Source organism: Micromonospora sp. NPDC049203 (assembly GCF_043197215.1).
Lineage (GTDB): Bacteria > Actinomycetota > Actinomycetes > Mycobacteriales > Micromonosporaceae > Micromonospora.
This window is the reverse complement of record NZ_JBICSV010000004.1, coordinates 326173-344984: the sequence shown is the minus strand read 5'-3', so window position 1 is coordinate 344984 and position 18812 is coordinate 326173. Positions and strand designations below refer to the sequence as shown.

20 protein-coding genes are annotated in these 18812 nt (G+C 71.9%); 7 read left to right on the top strand and 13 right to left on the bottom strand.

Annotated elements, in window-relative coordinates; translation table 11 throughout:
- Positions 1-5 precede the first annotated feature (5 nt).
- From ACGFIA_RS14075 to ACGFIA_RS14045, 7 genes are all read right to left on the bottom strand, one after another.
- A complete protein-coding gene (locus ACGFIA_RS14075) occupies positions 6-1610 on the bottom strand; it encodes a hypothetical protein (RefSeq protein WP_393260185.1) in 1605 nt (534 codons plus the stop codon).
- A gap of 184 nt (positions 1611-1794) precedes the next feature.
- Positions 1795-2103, bottom strand: a complete 309-nt coding sequence (locus ACGFIA_RS14070) for a helix-turn-helix domain-containing protein (protein WP_393260182.1) — start codon at positions 2101-2103, stop codon at positions 1795-1797.
- On the bottom strand, positions 2100-2339 hold the full coding sequence (locus ACGFIA_RS14065; RefSeq protein WP_393260179.1) for a hypothetical protein: 240 nt from the start codon (positions 2337-2339) through the stop codon (positions 2100-2102). Before ACGFIA_RS14065 ends, ACGFIA_RS14070 begins: the two co-directional genes overlap by 4 nt.
- Positions 2340-3283: 944 nt before the next feature.
- Positions 3284-3460 (bottom strand): hypothetical protein, encoded by a 177-nt coding sequence (locus ACGFIA_RS14060; protein ID WP_393260176.1) that lies wholly within the window; start codon positions 3458-3460, stop codon positions 3284-3286.
- Positions 3457-4026: a TetR/AcrR family transcriptional regulator gene (locus tag ACGFIA_RS14055; protein WP_393260173.1), complete on the bottom strand. Its 570-nt coding sequence runs from the start codon at positions 4024-4026 to the stop codon at positions 3457-3459. Before ACGFIA_RS14055 ends, ACGFIA_RS14060 begins: the two co-directional genes overlap by 4 nt.
- A complete protein-coding gene (locus ACGFIA_RS14050; RefSeq protein WP_393260171.1) occupies positions 4019-4813 on the bottom strand; it encodes an alpha/beta fold hydrolase in 795 nt (264 codons plus the stop codon). The genes ACGFIA_RS14055 and ACGFIA_RS14050 overlap by 8 nt, the downstream gene beginning before the upstream one ends.
- A gap of 122 nt (positions 4814-4935) precedes the next feature.
- Positions 4936-5856 (bottom strand): proline dehydrogenase family protein, encoded by a 921-nt coding sequence (locus ACGFIA_RS14045; RefSeq protein ID WP_357389678.1) that lies wholly within the window; start codon positions 5854-5856, stop codon positions 4936-4938.
- Positions 5857-5973: 117 nt separating this feature from the next.
- Between ACGFIA_RS14045 and ACGFIA_RS14040 the strand changes: the two genes are divergently transcribed.
- The 3 genes from ACGFIA_RS14040 to ACGFIA_RS14030 are packed head-to-tail and all read left to right on the top strand — an operon-like array spanning position 5974 to position 8012.
- Positions 5974-6258: a hypothetical protein gene (locus ACGFIA_RS14040; RefSeq protein ID WP_357389676.1), complete on the top strand. Its 285-nt coding sequence runs from the start codon at positions 5974-5976 to the stop codon at positions 6256-6258.
- 1 nt (position 6259) lies between these two features.
- Entirely contained in the window at positions 6260-7426 is a 1167-nt protein-coding gene (locus tag ACGFIA_RS14035) for a glutathionylspermidine synthase family protein (RefSeq protein ID WP_393260168.1), read from the top strand.
- A 19-nt stretch (positions 7427-7445) separates the two neighbouring features.
- On the top strand, positions 7446-8012 hold the full coding sequence (locus ACGFIA_RS14030) for a CGNR zinc finger domain-containing protein (RefSeq protein ID WP_357389672.1): 567 nt from the start codon (positions 7446-7448) through the stop codon (positions 8010-8012).
- Between the two features lie 31 nt (positions 8013-8043).
- Here ACGFIA_RS14030 and ACGFIA_RS14025 read toward each other — a convergent pair whose 3' ends face one another.
- Complete coding sequence (locus ACGFIA_RS14025) at positions 8044-8850, bottom strand: sugar phosphate isomerase/epimerase (protein WP_357389670.1); 807 nt, start codon at positions 8848-8850, stop codon at positions 8044-8046.
- Between the two features lie 75 nt (positions 8851-8925).
- Entirely contained in the window at positions 8926-9870 is a 945-nt protein-coding gene (locus ACGFIA_RS14020; RefSeq protein WP_357471763.1) for a Ppx/GppA phosphatase family protein, read from the bottom strand.
- 74 nt (positions 9871-9944) lie between these two features.
- Between ACGFIA_RS14020 and ACGFIA_RS14015 the strand changes: the two genes are divergently transcribed.
- Positions 9945-10751 carry a hypothetical protein gene (locus tag ACGFIA_RS14015; protein ID WP_357389666.1) on the top strand — a complete coding sequence of 269 codons (807 nt, stop codon included), beginning with the start codon at positions 9945-9947 and terminating at the stop codon, positions 10749-10751.
- A gap of 37 nt (positions 10752-10788) precedes the next feature.
- Here ACGFIA_RS14015 and ACGFIA_RS14010 read toward each other — a convergent pair whose 3' ends face one another.
- From ACGFIA_RS14010 to ACGFIA_RS14000, 3 genes are all read right to left on the bottom strand, one after another.
- A complete protein-coding gene (locus tag ACGFIA_RS14010; protein WP_393260163.1) occupies positions 10789-11367 on the bottom strand; it encodes a hypothetical protein in 579 nt (192 codons plus the stop codon).
- Positions 11368-12228: 861 nt separating this feature from the next.
- A complete protein-coding gene (locus ACGFIA_RS14005) occupies positions 12229-12912 on the bottom strand; it encodes a response regulator transcription factor (protein WP_030272198.1) in 684 nt (227 codons plus the stop codon).
- A 21-nt stretch (positions 12913-12933) separates the two neighbouring features.
- On the bottom strand, positions 12934-14226 hold the full coding sequence (locus ACGFIA_RS14000; RefSeq protein WP_393260161.1) for a sensor histidine kinase: 1293 nt from the start codon (positions 14224-14226) through the stop codon (positions 12934-12936).
- A gap of 200 nt (positions 14227-14426) precedes the next feature.
- Between ACGFIA_RS14000 and phoU the strand changes: the two genes are divergently transcribed.
- Complete coding sequence (gene phoU / locus ACGFIA_RS13995) at positions 14427-15071, top strand: phosphate signaling complex protein PhoU (RefSeq protein WP_357389184.1); 645 nt, start codon at positions 14427-14429, stop codon at positions 15069-15071.
- Between the two features lie 93 nt (positions 15072-15164).
- On the opposite strand, the gene ACGFIA_RS13990 is transcribed toward phoU, so the two are convergent.
- Positions 15165-15932 carry a phosphoglyceromutase gene (locus ACGFIA_RS13990; RefSeq protein ID WP_357389185.1) on the bottom strand — a complete coding sequence of 256 codons (768 nt, stop codon included), beginning with the start codon at positions 15930-15932 and terminating at the stop codon, positions 15165-15167.
- Positions 15933-16082: 150 nt separating this feature from the next.
- Between ACGFIA_RS13990 and ACGFIA_RS13985 the strand changes: the two genes are divergently transcribed.
- A complete protein-coding gene (locus ACGFIA_RS13985; protein WP_357389187.1) occupies positions 16083-17408 on the top strand; it encodes an MFS transporter in 1326 nt (441 codons plus the stop codon).
- A 79-nt stretch (positions 17409-17487) separates the two neighbouring features.
- On the top strand, positions 17488-18738 hold the full coding sequence (locus ACGFIA_RS13980; RefSeq protein WP_357389189.1) for an MFS transporter: 1251 nt from the start codon (positions 17488-17490) through the stop codon (positions 18736-18738).
- Positions 18739-18812 lie beyond the last annotated feature (74 nt).

Here is an 18812-nt window from a genome sequence, read left to right as displayed (position 1 = left end):
ACGTGTCAGCCGACCACGCCACGCACATAGGCCACGCAGTCGTCGTGCAGCATCGACCACGGGTCGCCGAACACCTCGTCGGCGGCCTGCGCCGGGGACCGGCCCTGGTGCACGACGGCCCGGTAGAAGTCCAGCATCCGCTGTTCGCCGTACCTGTCGACCAGATGGCGTACGGCCAGGTAGCTGACGCCGTAGGCACCGCCGACCCGGTCGTCGCCGGCGTCGTCGGCGGGCGCCACCGCGTCCAGCCGCCCGGACCACCCGCCGCGCAGCAGCTTCCGCACCTCGGCCAGGCCGTCGTAGCGGTGCACGGGCTGGCCGTCGGCCCCGGCGTACTCGGCCAGCCCTTCCACCAGCCACCAGTCCGCGCGGTCGGCGTAGCCCCGGTCGGGCAGCGAGGCGGCATGGGTCAGCTCGTGGCGGAGCAGGTCGTCGATGCCGGCCGGGGTGACGATCTGGGCGTTGAGCACAACGTCGTGCCGTCCCCCGCCGACGCCCACCGCGTACCCGGCGGTCCACTTCGGCCGGCCGCCGCCGTACCAGCGCTGCCACTCGCCCTTCCCGGCGTAGTAGACGAGATACCGGTCCGGCGGCGTCCCGCCGATCGCGTACCGGTCGGCGGCCAGGGCGGCGGTCTCGGCCTGGGCGAGCAGGCCGGGCAGCCGGCGCCGCTGGGCGGGCGTGGTGGCCACGACGACCCGCTTGCCGACCGCCACCGCGAGGTCGCTCACCTGCCACGGGCGCACGCCCGCCGGGTCCGTGGCCGACGGGTCCACGGCGGCCAGCCGGGGCTCCTCCCCCGTCAGCCGCCAGCGCGTGCCGAGTTCCACTGTGCTCGGCGCGCAGTCGGGCACCACGAAGCAGTAGCCGACTGTGACCACGAACCGCCACTCCCCCGGCTTGCCGTCGACCGCCGCCGGCACCCCGTCGGCCGTCGACCGCCAGGTGGTGACGCGCAGCGCCCGCAGCGCCTCGTACCGGCGGGTCAGCCCCGCCCGGGCCGCCGGTTCGGCGACCGCGAGGAAGCCGGCCCGGTCCGCGCGGACGAGGGCGGTGGCCTGCCGGTCCAGCAGCGCGAGCATCCGCTCGCCGAGCCGCCGCTGCGCCGCCGTGCCCGGGTCGTCCTTCGCGGCCGTCCGCCCGGCCGCGTCCGGTGGCGGCTCCCGCAGGAGTACGCCGGGCACCGCGCCCGCCACCAGGCCGAGCGCGAGTCCGAGCGCGGTCCAGAGCGCCCACCGCCGTCGTCCCCGCACCGTTCGCGCCGGGTCCGGCTGCGCCGGCGGTACGGGGTACGGCGCCACGACGGCGACGGGCTGCGAGGGACTCGTGTCCGCGACGGGGTGCGGCGGCGGGCTTGTGTCCGCTGCCGGGTCGCCGAGATCGGGCGCGCTGTCGGCGTTCTCGCTCGGCACAGGTGCGGAGTCGCCGTCGCCCGCCGGAACGGAGGCAGGGGGCGGGGGTGCGGCGTCGGCGCGGTTCGCCGACGGCGGGTCTACGTCGGCGGCATCCACGTCGGCGACGAGGGCAGCGCCCGTGGTACTGCTGTCGGTGGGACGAGGCTCGTCGCCGTCCGTCGTCCGGCCGGGAGGCTGCTCGTCGCCGTCGGTCACCGGCGAAGGGTACGACCAATCGGGCGTTCCGGGAAAGAATCCCGCCGCAGTTCCGCTCCAGTCAGAGATCTTCTCTCAGATCGGGTACGGCTCACCGTCAGCGCGGTCTTGTCCGCTGCCCAGAGGGCCACCGGGCAAGGCCCACACCCCGGCGGACGGGATGCGGGCCTCGTCGCCTGGCGCCTCAGTCGCTCCAGATCGCCTCGGTGTCGAGGAAGATCGGCTTCTGCACGTTGCGGATGGCGATCCACACGCGCTTGATCTCCTCAATCGTGGCGGCCTGGACCTCGCACGCCGTTAGCAGCGCCTCCACCTTCCACCAGCGCGGCAAGGTCCTGCCGGTGCCGTTGAGCAGCCGCGATACCGTGGACTTGGAGACGCCCATGCTGTCCGTAAGTAGTTTGTACGGTGGCTCACCGGCCTCGCGGTACTCCAGCATGAGCCGGCCGGCCAGCTGGTCGAGTTGGGCCCGGGTCACGGCGGCGGCGCTCATGCCGTGCCAGCGCGGCGGTGACCGCCCAGATACACGCTGACGGCCGTGGCGGCCCCGACGACCGCCAGGATGGCGCTTACCGCCGCCGCGACGGTGTACCCGGCCAGCACCAGGGTCGTGACCGTCATGCCAACGACGACCAGGACGATCAGCCGGAGCCGGCGCCGACGGCGCTCGCGCAGCTCCCTGGTGGTAGCTGGCGGCCAGAGGATCTTGCAGGAAAACCTCAGGTGCATGTCTAGCTCCACTTCTCGGCGTAGATATGTCCGCCCGGATGCCTCCGCGAACGGAGACACCCGGGCCATCGGTCTTGGCGGCCCGGGATGGACCTGAGCGAATTGCCGTGCCCTCGGTTCCAGCCGAGCGCACCTCGCTTGGCGAACATGGTGCACGACGATTGACCCCAACGGAAGCCGGTCTGAAGCACGAACCGGTGCAGACCGTTTTGGGAAACCAATTCTTACGATCGGAAGTGATCGAATCGGGGGGAACCCGGCGAAGGCGAGACCTCCGGCGTTCGGAGTGGCCACGATCGCAACGAGGAGCCCTCAAATAAAAATGGCCCCCGCTGGAACGGGAGCCATTTTCTTGTTCATTCCCGAGCCGCCAAGACCAATGAAGAAGCTTCGGGAAATCCGCCTGAAGCGGACGCTGAGCGCTGGGAGCGGGCCGGACGCCTGCGCGTCCCCAGGCGACCGCCGCCGCAACGAAGCTTGCCCCAAGGTTCCCTCAACTACAAGCGCTGAGCTGCGATTGAAACGAACTGAAACGCTCCGAAACGCAATGGATCAAGGTGCAAGCAAATGCAACCCAAGAACGTCCCGCCGGCGCGACACGCGCATGCCACCCGCCCCTCGCGCGACGCGCGTGCGCACGCACGCGCACGCCTACGCGTGCGCGAGCCCGACGCGCGAAAAGACACCCTCGACCAAACGCCCAGAAACAGCTTCCGAACATATTTCCGCCGCCATTCATCCGCCCTTTCCTGACACTCACGAAGCCTCTGCGGCGAAGCATTTAGATCCGCCCTCAGGAGCCGCACAAGGAGCACTTGTCGATCATAGATACGCCCGGCTAGAAATTGCCTACAATAAATAGCGATTCAAATCTCAGAAGCGGAGAAGGTTGCATGAATGGCCGGCACATGTGATCCTCGTCACACCACTGTTCGTGGATGTCTTCAACGGGATCTTCGCCGTGGTGGCGAGGCCACGGCGGGTACGGCATGTCCGGCCAGGGTGAGCAGCACGCCGCCGGCGAGGAAGCAGGCGGTCTGGACGGCGAGCTTGGCCGGGTCGGGCACCGAGCCCAGCAGGGCCAGTTCCAGCAGGAAGATCACGCCGAGCAGCGCCCTCATCGGTTCTCCCAGGACAGGTAGGCACGGTCCAGGCCGGAGACCAGCTCGCCGAAGGAACGGTCGGTGTCGCGGGGCAGCCCGAAGCCGCCTGCCGCCTCCAGCGCGACGAAGCCGTGCACGGCGGCCCGGAACATCCGGATGGCGTCGGTGGCGGCGTCGCCGTCGAGGCCGTACCCGAGCAGGATGGCGCGGATCGCGCCGACCGCGCGCTCCCCGGCGGCCAGGTGGTCGGGGTCGGCCGGGTCGGGTGCGCGCTGGGCGGCCGGGTAGCGGCCGGGGTGCCGCCGCGCGTACTCCCGGTAGGCGGCGGCGACGGCGCGCAACGCGTCGCCGCCGGAGCGACCGGCGGCGGCGGCCGTGAGCACGTCGGCGATCTCGGCGGTGGCGAGCACGGCGAGCTTCTGGTGCAGCGCGTCCGCGCCCCGGACGTGCTTGTAGAGGCTCGGCAGCGCGACGCCGAGCCGGGTCGCGAGCGCGGCAAGGGTCAGCTTCTCGTAGCCGACCTCGTCGGCGAGCGCGGCGGCCTCCCGCACCACCGTCGCCGGGGTCAGGCCGGCCCTAGGCACGCGCGGTCACCGCCAGGAACTCGACCAGGTCGGTGGCGGTGGCGTCGGGCTGGTCGGCGTGCGGGTAGTGCCCGGAGTCGGCGACCATCCGGGCCTCGGCGACGGCGAACAGCCGCCGCGCGGCCCGCGCCTCGGCGCCCGGGTCGGGGAAGTCCGGGTCCTTCGTGCCCATCAGCACCAGCACCGGCCGGCGTACCTCGGGTGCCCGCGCGGTCCAGTGCGGGTCGGCGGGTGCGATCACCCCGCGCACCGCGGCCATCCGGCCGCGCAGCCTGGCGACCAGTTCCTTCCGGTACGCGGCGTCGTCCGCCGGCCGCCCGCACGGGAACAGCGTGCGGTGGAACAGCCCGAACAGCCGAGGGCTGCGCAGCACTGCCGCCTGCGCGACACGCATGAGGGGGTTCGGCTTCGGCGAGCCGACGAACGCGCCGATCTGCACGATGCCGCTGACCAGTTCCGGCGCCTCGGCGGCGGCGAAGACCACGGCGGCGGCGCTGGACGAGCTGCCGACGAGTGTGGCGGGTTCACCGCCGAGCGCCTGGACCACGGCGAGCAGGTCACCGCCGACCTGCTCGGGGGCGTACGTGGGCCATTGCGGGCTGGAGTCGCCGTGGCCGCGTACGTCGACCGACGCGACCCGGTATCCGGCTGCGACCAGAAGGGGTGTCAGGTGCCGGAAGGCCGCCCGGTTCTCCCCCATGCCGTGCGCGAGGACCACGAGCGGCCCCGATCCGTGCACCTCGAACGCGATGATGCCGCCGTCCCGCGCCACTTGGCTAACTGTCATAGCCATTAAGCTAATGCCATTAGCTTGAGCCGTCAAGAAGCCGTCCCGAGACGAAGACAGGCCGGCGGGACCAGAGGTCTCCGCCGGCCTGTCTCGGGACAGACGAGGGTGTCAGGCCCGGTTCACTTCTTCGACAGCACCGCGCGGCCGAAGAACGCCAGGTTGGCCGGGCGCTCCGCGAGCCGGCGCATCAGGTAGCCGTACCACTGGTCGCCGTAGGGGACGTAGGTCCGCACCGTGTAACCCTCGCCGACCAGGCGCTGCTGCTCCTCCGGGCGGATGCCGTAGAGCATCTGGAACTCGAACCGGGCCGGGTCGCGGTCGAACCAGCGGGCCCGGTCCTCCCCGATCGCGATCAGCCGCGGGTCGTGCGTGGCCAGCATCGGGTAGCCGTCGCCGGACATCAGCACGTTCATGCAGCGCACGTACGACTTGTCCACCTCGCGGGCGGACTGGTAGGCCACCGACTCCGGCTCCTTGTACGCGCCCTTGCACAACCGCACCCGCGACCCGGCCGAGGCCAGCTCCCGGCAGTCCGACTCGGTCCGACGCAGGTACGCCTGGAGCACCGCGCCCGTCGACGGGTGGTCCTTGCGCAGCTTCGCCAGGATGTCCAGCGTCGAGTCGGTGGTGGTGTGGTCCTCCATGTCCAGCGTGACTGTGGTGCCCGCCGCGTCGGCCGCCGCGCAGATCGCCCGCGCGTTGTCGTACGCCAACTGCTCGTCGAACATCTGGCCCAGCGCGGACAGCTTCACACTGACCTCGGCGCCCGGGGTGAGCCCGGCGGCGGCGAGGCGACTCAGCAGCGTGAGGTATTCGTCCCGGGTGGCGTTCGCCTGCTCCGGGGTGGTGGTGTCCTCGCCCAGGTAGTCGAGGGTGACCGCTTGGCCGTCGGCGACCAGCTCGCGGGTGGCGCGCAGCGCGTCGTCGGTGGCGGCGCCGGCGACGAACCGGCGGACGACGTCCCGGGTGAACGGGGCCGTCGCGACGAGCCGCTCCACCTGGGAAGACCGGGAGGCGGCGAGGATGACGGAACGGAGCATGAGCCGAGCGTAACGCTCACCACCGGACCCCCGCCGGGTACGTCCGAGGCCCGCCCGCACCCTCCTCCGACCTGGGCCGGGCACCCCCGGCTGGCGCGGATCGGCTACAACGTTCACGTGGATCGACGACACCCCCGGCGCCGGCTCCGCTCGGCCTCCGTGCAGCTCGGCGCGCTGACCGCGCTGGCCCTCGCGCTCTCCGGCTGCAACAACGGTTACGACGACGACGATGACGACTGCGCGCTCGGCCCCGCCGGCGGGGGCGGCGACGTCGTCGCCGTCGCCCAGCGCGTACCGGCGGCGACGGCCACCACCGGCGCGCGCGGCGAGGCGTTCCCGACGACCTCCGCGCTGCCCGAACGCGGCGGCTTCGGCACCCACCTCGCCTCCTGCGGCGGCTGACGTGCGTCGCGAGGCGAGCACACCGCGCCCCGGCTGGGACGAGACCATCCGGGCCCAGGGCCTGGTGTACGTCGACACCGAGCTGCCCGACGGCGAGATCATGTCGTACTGGGACGAGACGGCGGCGTACGCGTTCACGCTGGACGAGGTGCTCCGGCTGGAGGAGGCCACCGAGGAGTTGCACCGGATGTCGGTGGCCGCCGCCGAGCACGTGGTGGCCCGCAACCGGTACGCCGAGTTCGGCATCCCCGAGTGGGCCGCCGAGGCGGTCGCACGCTCGCTGCGCGAGTCCCCGCCGACGCTCTACGGCCGGTTCGACCTCTGGTACGACGGCAGCGGGCCGCCGAAGATGCTGGAGTACAACGCCGACACCCCGACCGCGCTGGTCGAGGCGAGCATCGTGCAGTGGTACTGGCTGGAGCACACCCGCCCGGACGCGGACCAGTGGAACAGCCTGCACGAACGCCTCGTCGGCGCCTGGGCCAAGATCGGCGCCGGGCTGCACGAGCCGCGGGCGCACGTGCTCTGGTCCTCCGAGGAGGAGTCGGGCGAGGACCAGATCACCGCGGGTTACCTGGCCGAGACGGCCCGCCAGGCCGGGCTGGACGTGACGCTCATGCCGATCCAGCGGGTCGGCTGGGACGGGCGGCGCTTCGTCGACGCCGACGACCGGCCGATCACCACCTGCTTCAAGCTCTACCCATGGGAGTGGATGCTCGCCGAGCCGTACGGGCGGCCGGCACTCGACCCCGGCACGCCCACCACCTGGATCGAGCCGGCCTGGAAGCTGCTGCTGTCGAACAAGGCGCTGCTCGCGGTGCTCTGGGAGCTGTACCCCGGGCACGAGTACCTGCTGCCCGCGTACCTGGACTCGCCGCGCGGCATGACCGAGTACGTGGCCAAGCCGCTGCTCGGCCGCGAAGGCGGATCGGTACGCATCGTGACCGGCGACACGGAGATCACCAACCCGGGGATCTACGGCGAGGAGGGCTTCTGCTTCCAGGAGTTCCGCGCGTTGCCCGAGTTCGAGGGCAACCGGACGGTGCTCGGTAGCTGGATCGTGGACGGCGAGTCGGCCGGCGCGGGCGTACGGGAAAGCGAAAGCCTCATCACCGACGGTTACGCGCGGTTCCTGCCCCACTACATCGACGCACCGCGTCTGCCGTGAGTCGTCTACCGTTGGTGTCGTGAACTTCGACGCGTACGCCCGGACCGGGGTCGAGCTCGTCAACGCCCGGCTGGACGACCTCGACGGCCTGCGGGCCCTCTTCCCGGACGAGAACGCCTGGATGCGCGACGAGGTCGCGGAACGGGACCTCGCGATCTTCCGGCGGGCGCAGAAGCGCCTCCGGGACGTCTTCGAATACGGCACCTCCGGCCGGGACAACGAGGCGGTGGCGGAGCTGAACGCGCTGCTGGAGGCGTTCCCGGTGCAGCCGCGCATCTCCGGCCACGACTCCTCCGACTGGCACATGCACGTGACCAGCCGGGGCGCGTCGGTCTCCGCCGAATACCTGGCGGGTGCGGTCTGGGGCCTGTCGGTGTGGCTCTGCGAGTACGGCAGCGCCCGCTTCGGGGTCTGCGCCGACGACCGCTGCGGCAACGTCTACCTGGACACCTCGTCCAACTGCTGCCGCCGGTTCTGCTCCGAGCGCTGCGCCACCCGCTCCCACGTGGCGGCGCATCGGGCCCGCAAGCGGGCCGCGGTCGGCGAGCAGGCCGTACCGGCGCAGCCGCTGTCCCCGGTGAGCTGACCCGCCGCCCGGCCGGGGCGACGCGTCGCGGTCAGACGTCGACAGGCGAGGGCGCGGTCAGGTTCGCCCGGGCGAACTCCAGCGACTCCCGCAGGTCCGCCTCACGGACCGCGCGGCTCTTGGCGCCCCGGGTGGTCACCTCCACCGCCACCGAGCCGGTGAAGCCCCGCCCGGCCAGCGAGCGCAGCATCTCCGCGCAGGGCTGGCCGCCGCGACCCGGCACGAGGTGCTCGTCGCGCCCCTCGCCGGTGCCGTCGCCCAGGTGCACGTGTGCCAGCCCGGAGCCCATCCGGTCGGCCATCGCCATCGCGTCGGTGTGCGAGGCCGCGCAGTGCGACAGGTCGAGCGTGTACGAGGCATACCCGATCTCGGTCGGATCCCAGCCCGGCGCGTACGGGACGAACTGCCGCCCGGCCATCCGCACCGGGTACATGTTCTCCACCCCGAAGTGCAGCCCACCGAACTGCCCGGCGATGGTGTCGAGCCCGTCGGCGAAGGTGCGCGCGTAGTCACGCTGCCAGGTGAACGGCGGGTGCACCACGACCGTCGGCGCCTCCAGCGTCTCGGCCAGCTCGGCGGCCTTGCGCAGCCGCTCCCACGGGTCGGGGCTCCACACCCGCTGGGTGACGAGCAGGCACGGGGCGTGCACCGACAGCACCGGTACGCCGTAGTGCTCGGCGAGGCCGCGCAGCGCGCCCGCGTCCTGGCTGACCGGGTCGGTCCAGACCATCACTTCGAGGCCGTCGTAGCCGAGTTCGGCGGCGAGCTGGAACGCCGCCGCGGTCCGTTCGGGAAAGACCGAGGACGTGGACAGGAGCACCGGAACGCGGTAGGTCACGCTTTCGAGGGTAGCCCCAACCGCCAGCGAGCATCGGGACGAGCAACCGCAAAACTACCCAGAGCGCTCGTACGGTCACATCGGCGCGAGCTGATCCAGCCGGCGCAGGATCACACCCTCCCGTAGCGCCCACGGGCAGATGTCCACGCAGTCCACGTCGAGCCGGCGCATCACCGCCTCGGCCACCACCGCGCCCGCGAGGAGCTGGTGCGCCCGCTGCGCGCTGACCCCCTCCAGCTCGGGCAGCTGGGCCGGCGGGATGTGCCTGATGAACCCGAGCACCTGCCGCAGGCCGGTACGGGTCAGGCTGCGCCGAGCCCACAGTCCCGCGCCGGAGGGTGCCGCTCCGGCCAGCCGGGCCAGCGTGCGAAAGGTCTTCGAGGTGGCGACCGGACGCTCCCAGCCCACCGCTGTCAACTGCTCCACCACCGGGTCGAGCTGCGCGTCCACGTACGCCCGCAGTTCCTCCACGGCCTCGGCCGGCGGCGGCGCCGCGCCGGCCGGATCGACGGCGAGCCGCTCCCGGCTGAGCCGCCCCGCGCCGAGCGGCAGCGAGATCGCCACGTCCGGGTGCTCGTCGATGCCGGCGGCCAGCTCCAGCGAGCCGCCGCCGATGTCCATCGCCAGCAGCCGCCCTGCGGACCAGCCGAACCACCGCCGCACCGCCAGGAACGTCATCCGCGCCTCGTCCGCGCCGGAGAGCACCTCCAGGCGTACGCCGGTCTCGTCGCGGACGCGCGCCAGCACGTCGGCGGCGTTCGTGGCGTCGCGGACCGCGCTCGTGGCGAACGCCAGCAGATCCTCGGCGCCCAGCCCGTCCGCCGCCGCCCTGGCCATGCCGACCGCCTTGACCAGGCCGTCCGCGCCGCCGACGGTGAGCGCGCCGTCCGGCCCGATCTGCTCGGCCAGCCGCAGCACCACCTTCTCCGAGTGCGCCGGCCAGGGATGCGCGCCGTGGTGGGCGTCCACCACCAGCAGGTGCACCGTGTTGGAACCGACGTCGAGGACACCCAGTCGCATGGGAAAGACCCTAGGGCCAACACGTTTCGTCGGCTCGACGGCCGGGCGGGGTCACCGCGCGTACGCTGGTCCGAGTGACAGGGCAGATCGAGCTTCACGTGCTGGTGGACGACCCCGAGGACCCGCGCAGCCGCGAGGTCGGGCTGGACTTCCCACGGGAGTGGATCGAGTTCGTCGACCCGGCCGACCCGAAGCATGTCGTCCGCGCCGACCTCACCTGGCTGCTGTCCCGCTGGACGTGCGTCTTCGGCCAGGGCTGCCACGGCATCATCGCCGGCCGGGCCGCCGACGGCTGCTGCTCGCACGGCGCGTTCTTCACCGACTCCGACGACGAGAAGCGGGTCCGGGCCGCGGTGAAGCGGCTGACGCCGGAGACGTGGCAGCACTTCCGGCGCGGGTTCAAGAACTGGACCGAGAACGACACGGTCGACGGCAAGACCCCGGCCCGGCGTACCGCCACCCGCGACGTGGACGCCCCGTGCGTGTTCCTCAACGACGCCGACTTCCCCGGCGGTGGCGGCTGCGCGCTGCACGCCCAGGCGCTGCGCGACGGGGTGCACCCGCTGGAGTACAAGCCGGACGTCTGCTGGCAGTTGCCGGTACGCCGCGACCAGGAGTGGCACAAGCGGCCGGACAACACGAAGGTGCTGATCTCCACGCTCGCCGAGTTCGACAGGCGCGGCTGGGGCGCGGGCGGGCACGACCTCGACTGGTGGTGCACGTCCTCCACCGACGCGCACGTCGGCACCGACCCGATGTACGTCTCGTACGGCCCGGAGCTGACCGCGCTGATCGGCGCGCCCGCGTACGCGAAGCTCGCCGAGCTCTGCGCCGCCCGGCAGCGCCAGGGCCAGGTCGCCCCGCACCCGGCAAGCGCGTGAAGGCCGGCACCCCGTTCGGGGTGCCGGCCTGTCTCGCTTACTTGTTCCAGTGCTCGGCGACGAGGTCGGCGGCCTGCTGTTCCCACTGGGCGTAGTGGTCGGGGTAGGCCGACACCTGGACGGTCTGGGCGGCCTTGGTCAGCGGCATGTCGCGCCAGCCGTCGACCTGCTTGAGACCCTTCAGGAACGCGGTCGTGGAGTACTCGGGGTCGGTGATCTGCTCGACCGTGCCCCAGCCGCTGGAGGGGCGCTGCTGGAACAGGCCCTGCGAGTCGTGGTCGTTACGGTCACCGAGGTGGCCGAGGTTCTCCAGCTTCGACTCCTGCAACGCCGTCGCGATCGACACGACAGCGGCACGCTCGTCCATACCGGCCTTCTTCGTCGCCGCGATGATCGCCTTCACATTGGCGGTCTGCTCGTCGTTCAACTCGATACGCGACTGGTTGCCCTGCACACCGTGCGGGACCAGCTTGTCGCCCTGCTGCACGGTGGCCGAGACCGGCTTGGCCGCGTGGGTGGTGTCCGCCGCGTGGGCCGCGACCGGGCCGGCGAACACGCCACCGGTGAAAGCCAGACCAGCGATACCCAGGACGCTCTTACGCAGGATCGTGTTCATGATGGGGCTCCATTCGGGGGTCGACGCACCCGAGGGACGGGATGCGGGGGCACCGTCAGGCGCTCAAAGTCTCAAGGGGGTTCGGCTACTCACGGGGCGGGGCCTCTCGCGGCGCCGGAAGGATGTCCAACGACCGGCGGCCCGGGATGATTCCCGAGGACGTCTCACGCACCCGGGATAGCAGGTGCGGGCCTCACGCCGCCAGAACCGTACTCAACGCGTGGCGGCCCGGCGAGATTCCCCGGGACCCGCCCCGCCTGGGGCGAGCCGCGCTCGGTCGTTCACCCGGTTACAACGCCACCGGCCCGCCGACGATTCCACCCCCAGAGTGCCGCCCACCACCCCCGAACCAGACACCCACCCCAAACCCCCAAGTCCCGCCCCCAGCACCGCGCCCTGCCACCCGTGATCAAGGACTTTGCGGCAGCCTTCTGCGCCAACGACGACACAAACCCCTTGATCACCCCCGAGAGGCACTCCCGGGTCACCCGGCACCCGGTGCCCGGCGATCATGAGGTTGGCGGCGACAAAACGGACACCGAGCGCCGTCAACTTCATGATCGACGCCCTCGGGCGGGGCAGATCGTGGGCGGGAGGCGGGCACTGCGGGACAAACCGGCGATCTTGCAGTTTGAGCCCATCGGATGCCCCATTCGCGCGCTATGCGGGGTACCGAAGTGCAAGATCGCGGCGTTCAGGGGGTGGTAGCGGTCAGCGCGTACGAGGATCCGCTGCGGTCTGGGGCGAGTTCATCGATCTTGGAGTTGTGGTACCTCGCGAACCTGCACCAAAAGGGCAATTCGGGGAGCCACAACTCCAAGATCGGCGTGGGTCGGCGCGCGAGCCACGGCGGCGGAGGGGTCAGGGCTCGAACTTGTAGCCGAGGCCGCGGACCGTGACGATGTAGCGCGGGGCGGACGGCTCCGGCTCGATCTTGGAGCGCAGCCGCTTCACGTGCACGTCCAGCGTCTTGGTGTCGCCCACGTAGTCGGCGCCCCAGACCCGGTCGATCAGCTGCCCCCGGGTGAGCACCCGTCCGGCGTTGCGCAGCAGCAGCTCCAACAGCTCGAACTCCTTGAGCGGGAGCTGCACCCCGGCGCCGCCGACCGTCACCACGTGCCGTTCGATGTCCATCCGCACCGGCCCGGCGGCGAGCGTCGGCGCACCCGTCTCGTTCGACTCGGCGCTCTGCCGGCGCAGCACCGCCCGGATGCGGGCGACCAGCTCACGCGGCGAGTACGGCTTCGTCACGTAGTCGTCGGCGCCGATCTCCAGGCCAACCACCTTGTCGATCTCGCTGTCCCGCGCGGTGACCATGATGATCGGCACGTGCGAGCGCTGGCGGAGCTGCCGGCAGACCTCGGTGCCGGACATCTCCGGCAGCATCAGGTCGAGCAGCACGATGTCGGCGCCGGTCCGGTCGAACTCGGTGAGGGCGGCGGGGCCCGTCGCGGCGACGGAGACCTCGAACCCCTCCTTGCGGAGCATGTAGGACAGGGCGTCGGAGAACGACTCCTCGTCCTCGACCACCAGTACGCGGCTCAACGGGTGTTTCCTTTCCTGTGGTCAGACCTGCCGGAGCTCGGCCGGGCCGGCCTCGATCCCAGCGGAGGCGAGTGTCGTCTCCAGGTCGTCCGGGGGGCGTGCGGGCAGCCGGAGAGTGAACGTCGATCCCCCACCAAGGGTGCTCGACACGTCCACCCGGCCGCCATGGTTGCTGGCGATGTGCTTGACGATGGCCAGGCCCAGGCCGGTGCCGCCGGTGGACCGGGAGCGGGCCTGGTCGGCCCGGTAGAAGCGCTCGAAGATCCGGTCGACCTCGTTCGGGGCGATGCCGATGCCCTGGTCGGCCACGGCGATCTCGACGTGCTCCTCGGTGCCGGTGACGGTCACCCGGACCGTGGTGTCCTCGCCGGAGTAGTTGATCGCGTTCTCCACCAGGTTCGCCACCGCCGTGGCCAGTTGGCTGTCGCTGCCGTACACGGTCAGGCCCCGCTGCCCACCGACGGCGATCTCCACCCGGCGGGCGGTGGCCGCGGTGCGGGTCCGGTCGACGACCTCGGCGAGCACCCAGTCCACCGAGACCGGCTCGGGGGCGGGTTGCGGCTCGGCGCCCTGGAGACGGGTCAGTTCCAGCAGCTCCTGCACCAGGCGGCCGAGCCGGGTCGACTCGTGCTGGATCCGCTCGGCGAACCGCCGCGCGGCGACCAGGTCCTCGGACAGGTCGGGTGCGCCGTCGGCGGCCGGCTCGGTGGCGTCGACGAGCGCCTCGGCGAGCAGTTGCAGCGCGCCGATCGGCGTCTTCAGCTCGTGGCTCACGTTGGCGACGAAGTCCCGGCGTACCCGGGCGAGACGATGTGACTCGGTGACGTCCACCGCCTCGACGGAGATGTAGCCGGAGCCCAGTCCCATCGCCCGCAGGTGCACGCCGAGCGGGTTGTCCCCACCGCCGTCGCGACCCCGGGGGAGGTCCAGCTCGATCTCGCGCCGCACGCCCGTGCGGCGGACCTGCCCGGCGAGGGTACGGATCAACGGGTGTGCCGCGATCGACCCGGGCGTCGCCCCGGTACGGAGCAGACCCATCGCCCGGGCGGCCGGGTTCACCAGCACCGGCACGTCGTCCGGGCCGAGCACCACCACGCCGGCGCGCAGCGAGTCGATCGTCTTGCGGCCGAGCCCGGGCAGGCCCCCCTGCTGGTCGTCCGGAATGTTCGTCCTCCCTGCGTCACGACGGAGGATCCCGCCGCCCTGCGACGCCCTGCGGCGCCGCCACTCGTCAACGGGTCCGGACAGCAGCGCCCCGGCGACCAGCCCGGTCACCAGCGCTCCGGCCACCACGACGGCCACCGCCCATTCCACCCGGCGATCGTAGGGTCATTGTTAACCCGGAGATCGGTCACAGGGGGACGAATCACTCTCGCTTTCGGCAAAGTTCACCTGCGGGCCCAGCGTCGTTCACCCGCGTTCACCCTGGTGCCGACCGTTCGGCCTAGCGTGGGTCGCGCACCTGCTCCTGCCGTACCCCTCCAGGTGGCGGCAACCGACCCCAGGAAGTGACGATGCGCGACGAGTTCCGGGCCGACCTGCAGATTGTCAGCCAGTTGCTGGTGGACATGGCCGAGGCGGTACGCGCGGCCATGCGCCAGGCCACGAAGGCGCTGCTCACCGCCGACCGGACGGCCGCCGAGACGGTGATCGCGCGGGACGCCGAGATCGACGAGCTGTACCGGCACGTGGAGGAGCGGGTCTGTGACCTGCTGGCCCGGCAGGCGCCGGTCGCCTCCGACCTGCGCGCGATGATCACCGCGTTGCACGTGGCCGCCGACCTCGAACGGATGGGCGACCTGGCCGACCACGTGGCCAAGACGGCACTGCGCCGGCACCCGTCCCCGGCGGTGCCGGCGGAGCTGCGGCCGGTCTTCACCGACATGGCCGGGATCGCCGACCGGATGGCCGAGAAGATCGGCTCGGTGCTGGCCAAGCCGGACGCCGCCGTGGCCGCCGAGCTGGACCGTGACGACGACGCGATGGACGACCTGCACAAGAGCCTGTTCGGCGTGCTGCTCGGCGACGACTGGCCGTACGGGGTGGAGACGGCGATCGACGCGACGTTGCTGGGGCGCTTCTACGAGCGCTTCGCCGACCACGCGGTGAACGCGGGCGAGCACGTGGTCTACCTGATCACCGGTTCCACCTCCGCCTGACCGCGTGCAAGGAAGGGCCCCTTGTTAACGCGTCGGGTTAACAAGGGGCCCTTCCTCTACCTCAGGCGTTAATAGGGGGCCCTTCCTTACACCTCAGCGGCCCTGGTTGGCCACCGCGGCGGCGGCGTCCTTCGCCGCGTCCGGGTCCAGGTAGGTCCCGCCGAGCACCTGCGGACGCAGATCGGCGTCCAGGTCGTAGCGCAGCGGGATGCCGGTGGGGATGTTCAGCTTGGCGATCGCCTCGTCGGAGATCTGGTCGAGGTGCTTGACCAGGGCGCGCAGCGAGTTGCCGTGCGCGGCCACCAGCACGGTCCGGCCGGCCAGGATGTCCGGCACGATCGAGTCGTACCAGTAGGGCAGCATCCGGTCGACGACGTCCTTCAGGCACTCGGTGCGCGGCATCAGCTCGGTCGGCAGCAGCGCGTACCGGGGGTCGCCGACCTGCGACCACTCGTCGGCGTCGTCGATCGGCGGCGGCGGCGTGTCGTACGAGCGGCGCCAGAGCATGAACTGCTCCTCGCCGTACTCGTCAAGGGTCTGCTTCTTGTCCTTACCCTGCAGGGCGCCGTAGTGGCGCTCGTTGAGCCGCCACGACCGGCGTACCGCGATCCAGTGCCGGTCGGCGGCGTTCAGCGCCAGCTCGGCGGTGCGGATGGCCCGGCGCATCAGGCTCGTGTGCACCACGTCCGGCAGCAGGTCGTGCTCGCGCAGCAGTTCGCCGCCGCGCCGCGCCTCGGTCTCCCCCTTTGTGGTCAGGTCGACGTCGACCCAGCCGGTGAAGAGGTTCTTGGCGTTCCAGTCGCTCTCGCCGTGCCGCAGCAGGACCAGCGTCCCGACGGTGGGCCCCTCGCTCGCAGTCATGCCGATCATCCTGCCGTACGGCGCGGGCGGACACGCGGCGACCTGTGGTGACGACCACCACGTGGAAATCCTGATGACCACGGCTCCGGCCCGGCACTAGGTTGTAAGGCGTCTTACAGGGGTCGGTCATTACCAATCGGGGGCGTCGGGATGCGGACGGTACGGGGCTGGTTCCAGGACACGGCGGGTGGCCTGCCACGGACGTTCTGGTACCTCTGGGCCGGCACGCTGATCAACCGCCTCGGCTCCTTCGTGCTGATCTTCCTGGCCATCTACCTCACCCAGGAACGCGGCTTCTCCGCCGCACAGGCCGGTCTGGTGATCGGCCTCTGGGGTGCCGGCGGCGCAGTCGGCACCACTATCGGCGGCACCCTGACCGACCGCTGGGGACGGCGGCCCACGCTGCTCGTCGCGCACGTCGGCGCGGCCGGGATGATGGTCGCGCTGGGCCTCGCCCGTCCGCTGTGGGCGGTCGCCGTGGGCGCGCTGCTCCTCGGCGCGTTCGCCGAGGCGGCCCGCCCGGCCTTCGGCGCGATGATGATCGACGTGGTGCCGGACAAGGACCGGCTGCGTGCCTTCTCGCTCAACTACTGGGCGATCAACCTCGGCTTCGCCTGCGCCGCGGTGCTCGCCGGCTTCGCCGCGCAGAGCAGCTACCTGCTGTTGTTCCTGGTCAACGCGACCACCACGCTGGTCACCGCGCTGATCATCTTCGCCAGGGTCGGCGAGACACGCGGCCCGGTGACCGCGCTCCCGGCCAAGGGGATGCCGGCGCCGGCCGGCGCGCTGCGCACCATCCTTGCCGACCGGGTGTTCCTCGGCTTCGTCGCGCTCAACCTGCTCGCCGCGTTGGTGTTCCTCCAGCACATCTCGATGCTGCCGATCGCCATGGGCGACTCCGGGCTCAGCCCGGCCACCTACGGCTCGGTGATCGCACTGAACGGCGTGCTCATCGTGTTCGGCCAGTTGTTCGTACCCCGGCTCATCAAGGGCCGCAGCCGCTCGCACGTGCTGGCGCTCGCGGCGCTGGTGATGGGCGCCGGGTTCGGGCTCACCGCGTTCGCCGACACGGTCTGGCTCTACGGCCTCACCGTGCTGATCTGGACCGTCGGCGAGATGCTCAACTCGCCGTCGAACGCCACCCTGATCGCGGAGCTGTCGCCGGCCGCGCTGCGCGGCCGCTACCAGGGCGCCTTCTCGCTGTCCTGGCAGCTCGCCGGCGCCGCCGCGCCGATCCTCGGCGGCCTGGTGCGCGAGCACGCCGGCAACAGCGCGCTCTGGCTCGGCTGCGCGGGCATCGGTGTCGTGGCGGCGGTCGCCCACCTGGTCTCCGGCCCGGCCCGGGAGCGCCGCGCGGTCGCCCTGCGCGCCGCAGGCACGCCGGTCGCGCCGGTCACCGTCACCGCCGCCCCGGCGCCCGAGGCGGGCGAGGCCGCTGCCACCGCACCCGCCGAACCGGTCCGGGCCGGTTCCTGAGTGCGCCCGCGCGCGCCCTGCCCGAGGCGGATCGATACGGTACGGGGAGGAATCGTAAGGAAACCTTTCTGGAGGACGTGTGCGCGGCCTGGGGCGCTGGTGGGACGACACGGCCGGCGGACTGCCGGCCACGTTCTGGTACCTCTGGTCCGGCCTGCTGATCAACCGGGCGGGCGCGTTCGCGCTGCTGTTCCTGTCGCTCTACCTGACCGCCGCGCGAGGCGCCCCGCCGTCGCTGGCCGGGCTGGTGGTCGGCGCGTACGGCATCGGCGGCGCGGCCGGCACGCTGCTCGGCGGCGTCCTGGCCGACCGCTGGGGACGGCGGGCCACGCTCCTCGCCGCCCACCTGGCCGCCGCCGGGCTGATGGCGGCGCTGGCGTTCAGCACGCACCTGGCGGCGATCGCCGTACTCGCCACGCTGGTCGGGGTGGCGCACTCGATGCCCAGCCCGGCGTTCGTGGCCGCCATCGTGGACGTGGTGCCGGAGGCCCGCCGCTCCCGCGCGTTCAACCTCCAGTTCTGGGCGTTCAACCTGGGCATGGCGGTCGCCTCGCTGCTGGCCGGCATCCTCGCCGAGGCGAGCTTCACGGCGCTGTTCCTGGTCGACGCCGGTGCCACGCTGGCGGCGGCGGTGGTGATCGCGCTGAAGGTGCCGGAGACGCTCACCCGGCGGCCGGCGCTCACCCCACGGGCGGTGGTCGGACGCCGTCCCGGGCTACGCACCGCGCTCACCGACCGCACGTTCCTGGTGTTCGTCGGGCTGACGTTCCTGCTCGCCGTGCTGACCATGCAGACCTCGACGATCATGCCGCTGGCGATGCGCGCGGACGGCCTGCGCCCGTCGGCGTACGGGCTGGTGGTGGCACTCGGCGGGGCGCTGATCGTGGCCGGGCAACTGTTCGTGCCGCGGCTCATCGAGCCGTACCGGAAGTCGAGCGTGCTGGCCGCCTCCACCGGGCTGATGGCGCTCGGGTTCGGTGCGCTGACGATGGCCGACGGGCTGCCGCTCTACCTCGGCGCGGCGGTGGTCTGGACGGTCGGGCAGATGCTCGCCGCGCCGCCGAACGCACAGATCAACGCGGACCTCGCGCCGCCGGAACTGCGCGCCCGCTACCAGTCGGTTTTCTACCTGACGTTCCCGGCCGCGTCGTTCGTGGCGCCCGCGCTCGGCGGGATCAGCCTGGAACACCTCGGCGAGCGGCACTGGCTGGTGGTGGGCGCGCTCGGTCTGCTGGCCGCCGCCGGGCACCTGCTCGCCGGGCCGCGCCGGGAACGGCGGGTGGCCGCGCTGCGGGCGGCGGCTGCGGAGCCGGTCGGTGCCACCGGCTGAAGGGGCTCGGGACAACGGCAGAGCGCCCACCCCGACCCCCGTCGAGATGGGCGCTCTGACCGTACGCCCGGCGG

Excerpts from the sequence above, each read along its gene's own strand:
- ACGFIA_RS14070 (WP_393260182.1), bottom strand. The coding sequence starts at position 2,103 with ATGAGCGCCGCCGCCGTGACCCGGGCCCAACTCGACCAGCTGGCCGGC.
- ACGFIA_RS14065 (WP_393260179.1), bottom strand. The coding sequence starts at position 2,339 with ATGCACCTGAGGTTTTCCTGCAAGATCCTCTGGCCGCCAGCTACCACC.
- ACGFIA_RS14060 (WP_393260176.1), bottom strand. The coding sequence starts at position 3,460 with ATGAGGGCGCTGCTCGGCGTGATCTTCCTGCTGGAACTGGCCCTGCTG.
- ACGFIA_RS14050 (WP_393260171.1), bottom strand. The coding sequence starts at position 4,813 with ATGACAGTTAGCCAAGTGGCGCGGGACGGCGGCATCATCGCGTTCGAG.
- ACGFIA_RS14045 (WP_357389678.1), bottom strand. The coding sequence starts at position 5,856 with ATGCTCCGTTCCGTCATCCTCGCCGCCTCCCGGTCTTCCCAGGTGGAG.
- ACGFIA_RS14020 (WP_357471763.1), bottom strand. The coding sequence starts at position 9,870 with ATGCGACTGGGTGTCCTCGACGTCGGTTCCAACACGGTGCACCTGCTG.
- ACGFIA_RS14010 (WP_393260163.1), bottom strand. The coding sequence starts at position 11,367 with ATGAACACGATCCTGCGTAAGAGCGTCCTGGGTATCGCTGGTCTGGCT.
- phoU (WP_357389184.1), top strand. The coding sequence starts at position 14,427 with ATGCGCGACGAGTTCCGGGCCGACCTGCAGATTGTCAGCCAGTTGCTG.
- ACGFIA_RS13990 (WP_357389185.1), bottom strand. The coding sequence starts at position 15,932 with ATGACTGCGAGCGAGGGGCCCACCGTCGGGACGCTGGTCCTGCTGCGG.
- ACGFIA_RS13985 (WP_357389187.1), top strand. The coding sequence starts at position 16,083 with ATGCGGACGGTACGGGGCTGGTTCCAGGACACGGCGGGTGGCCTGCCA.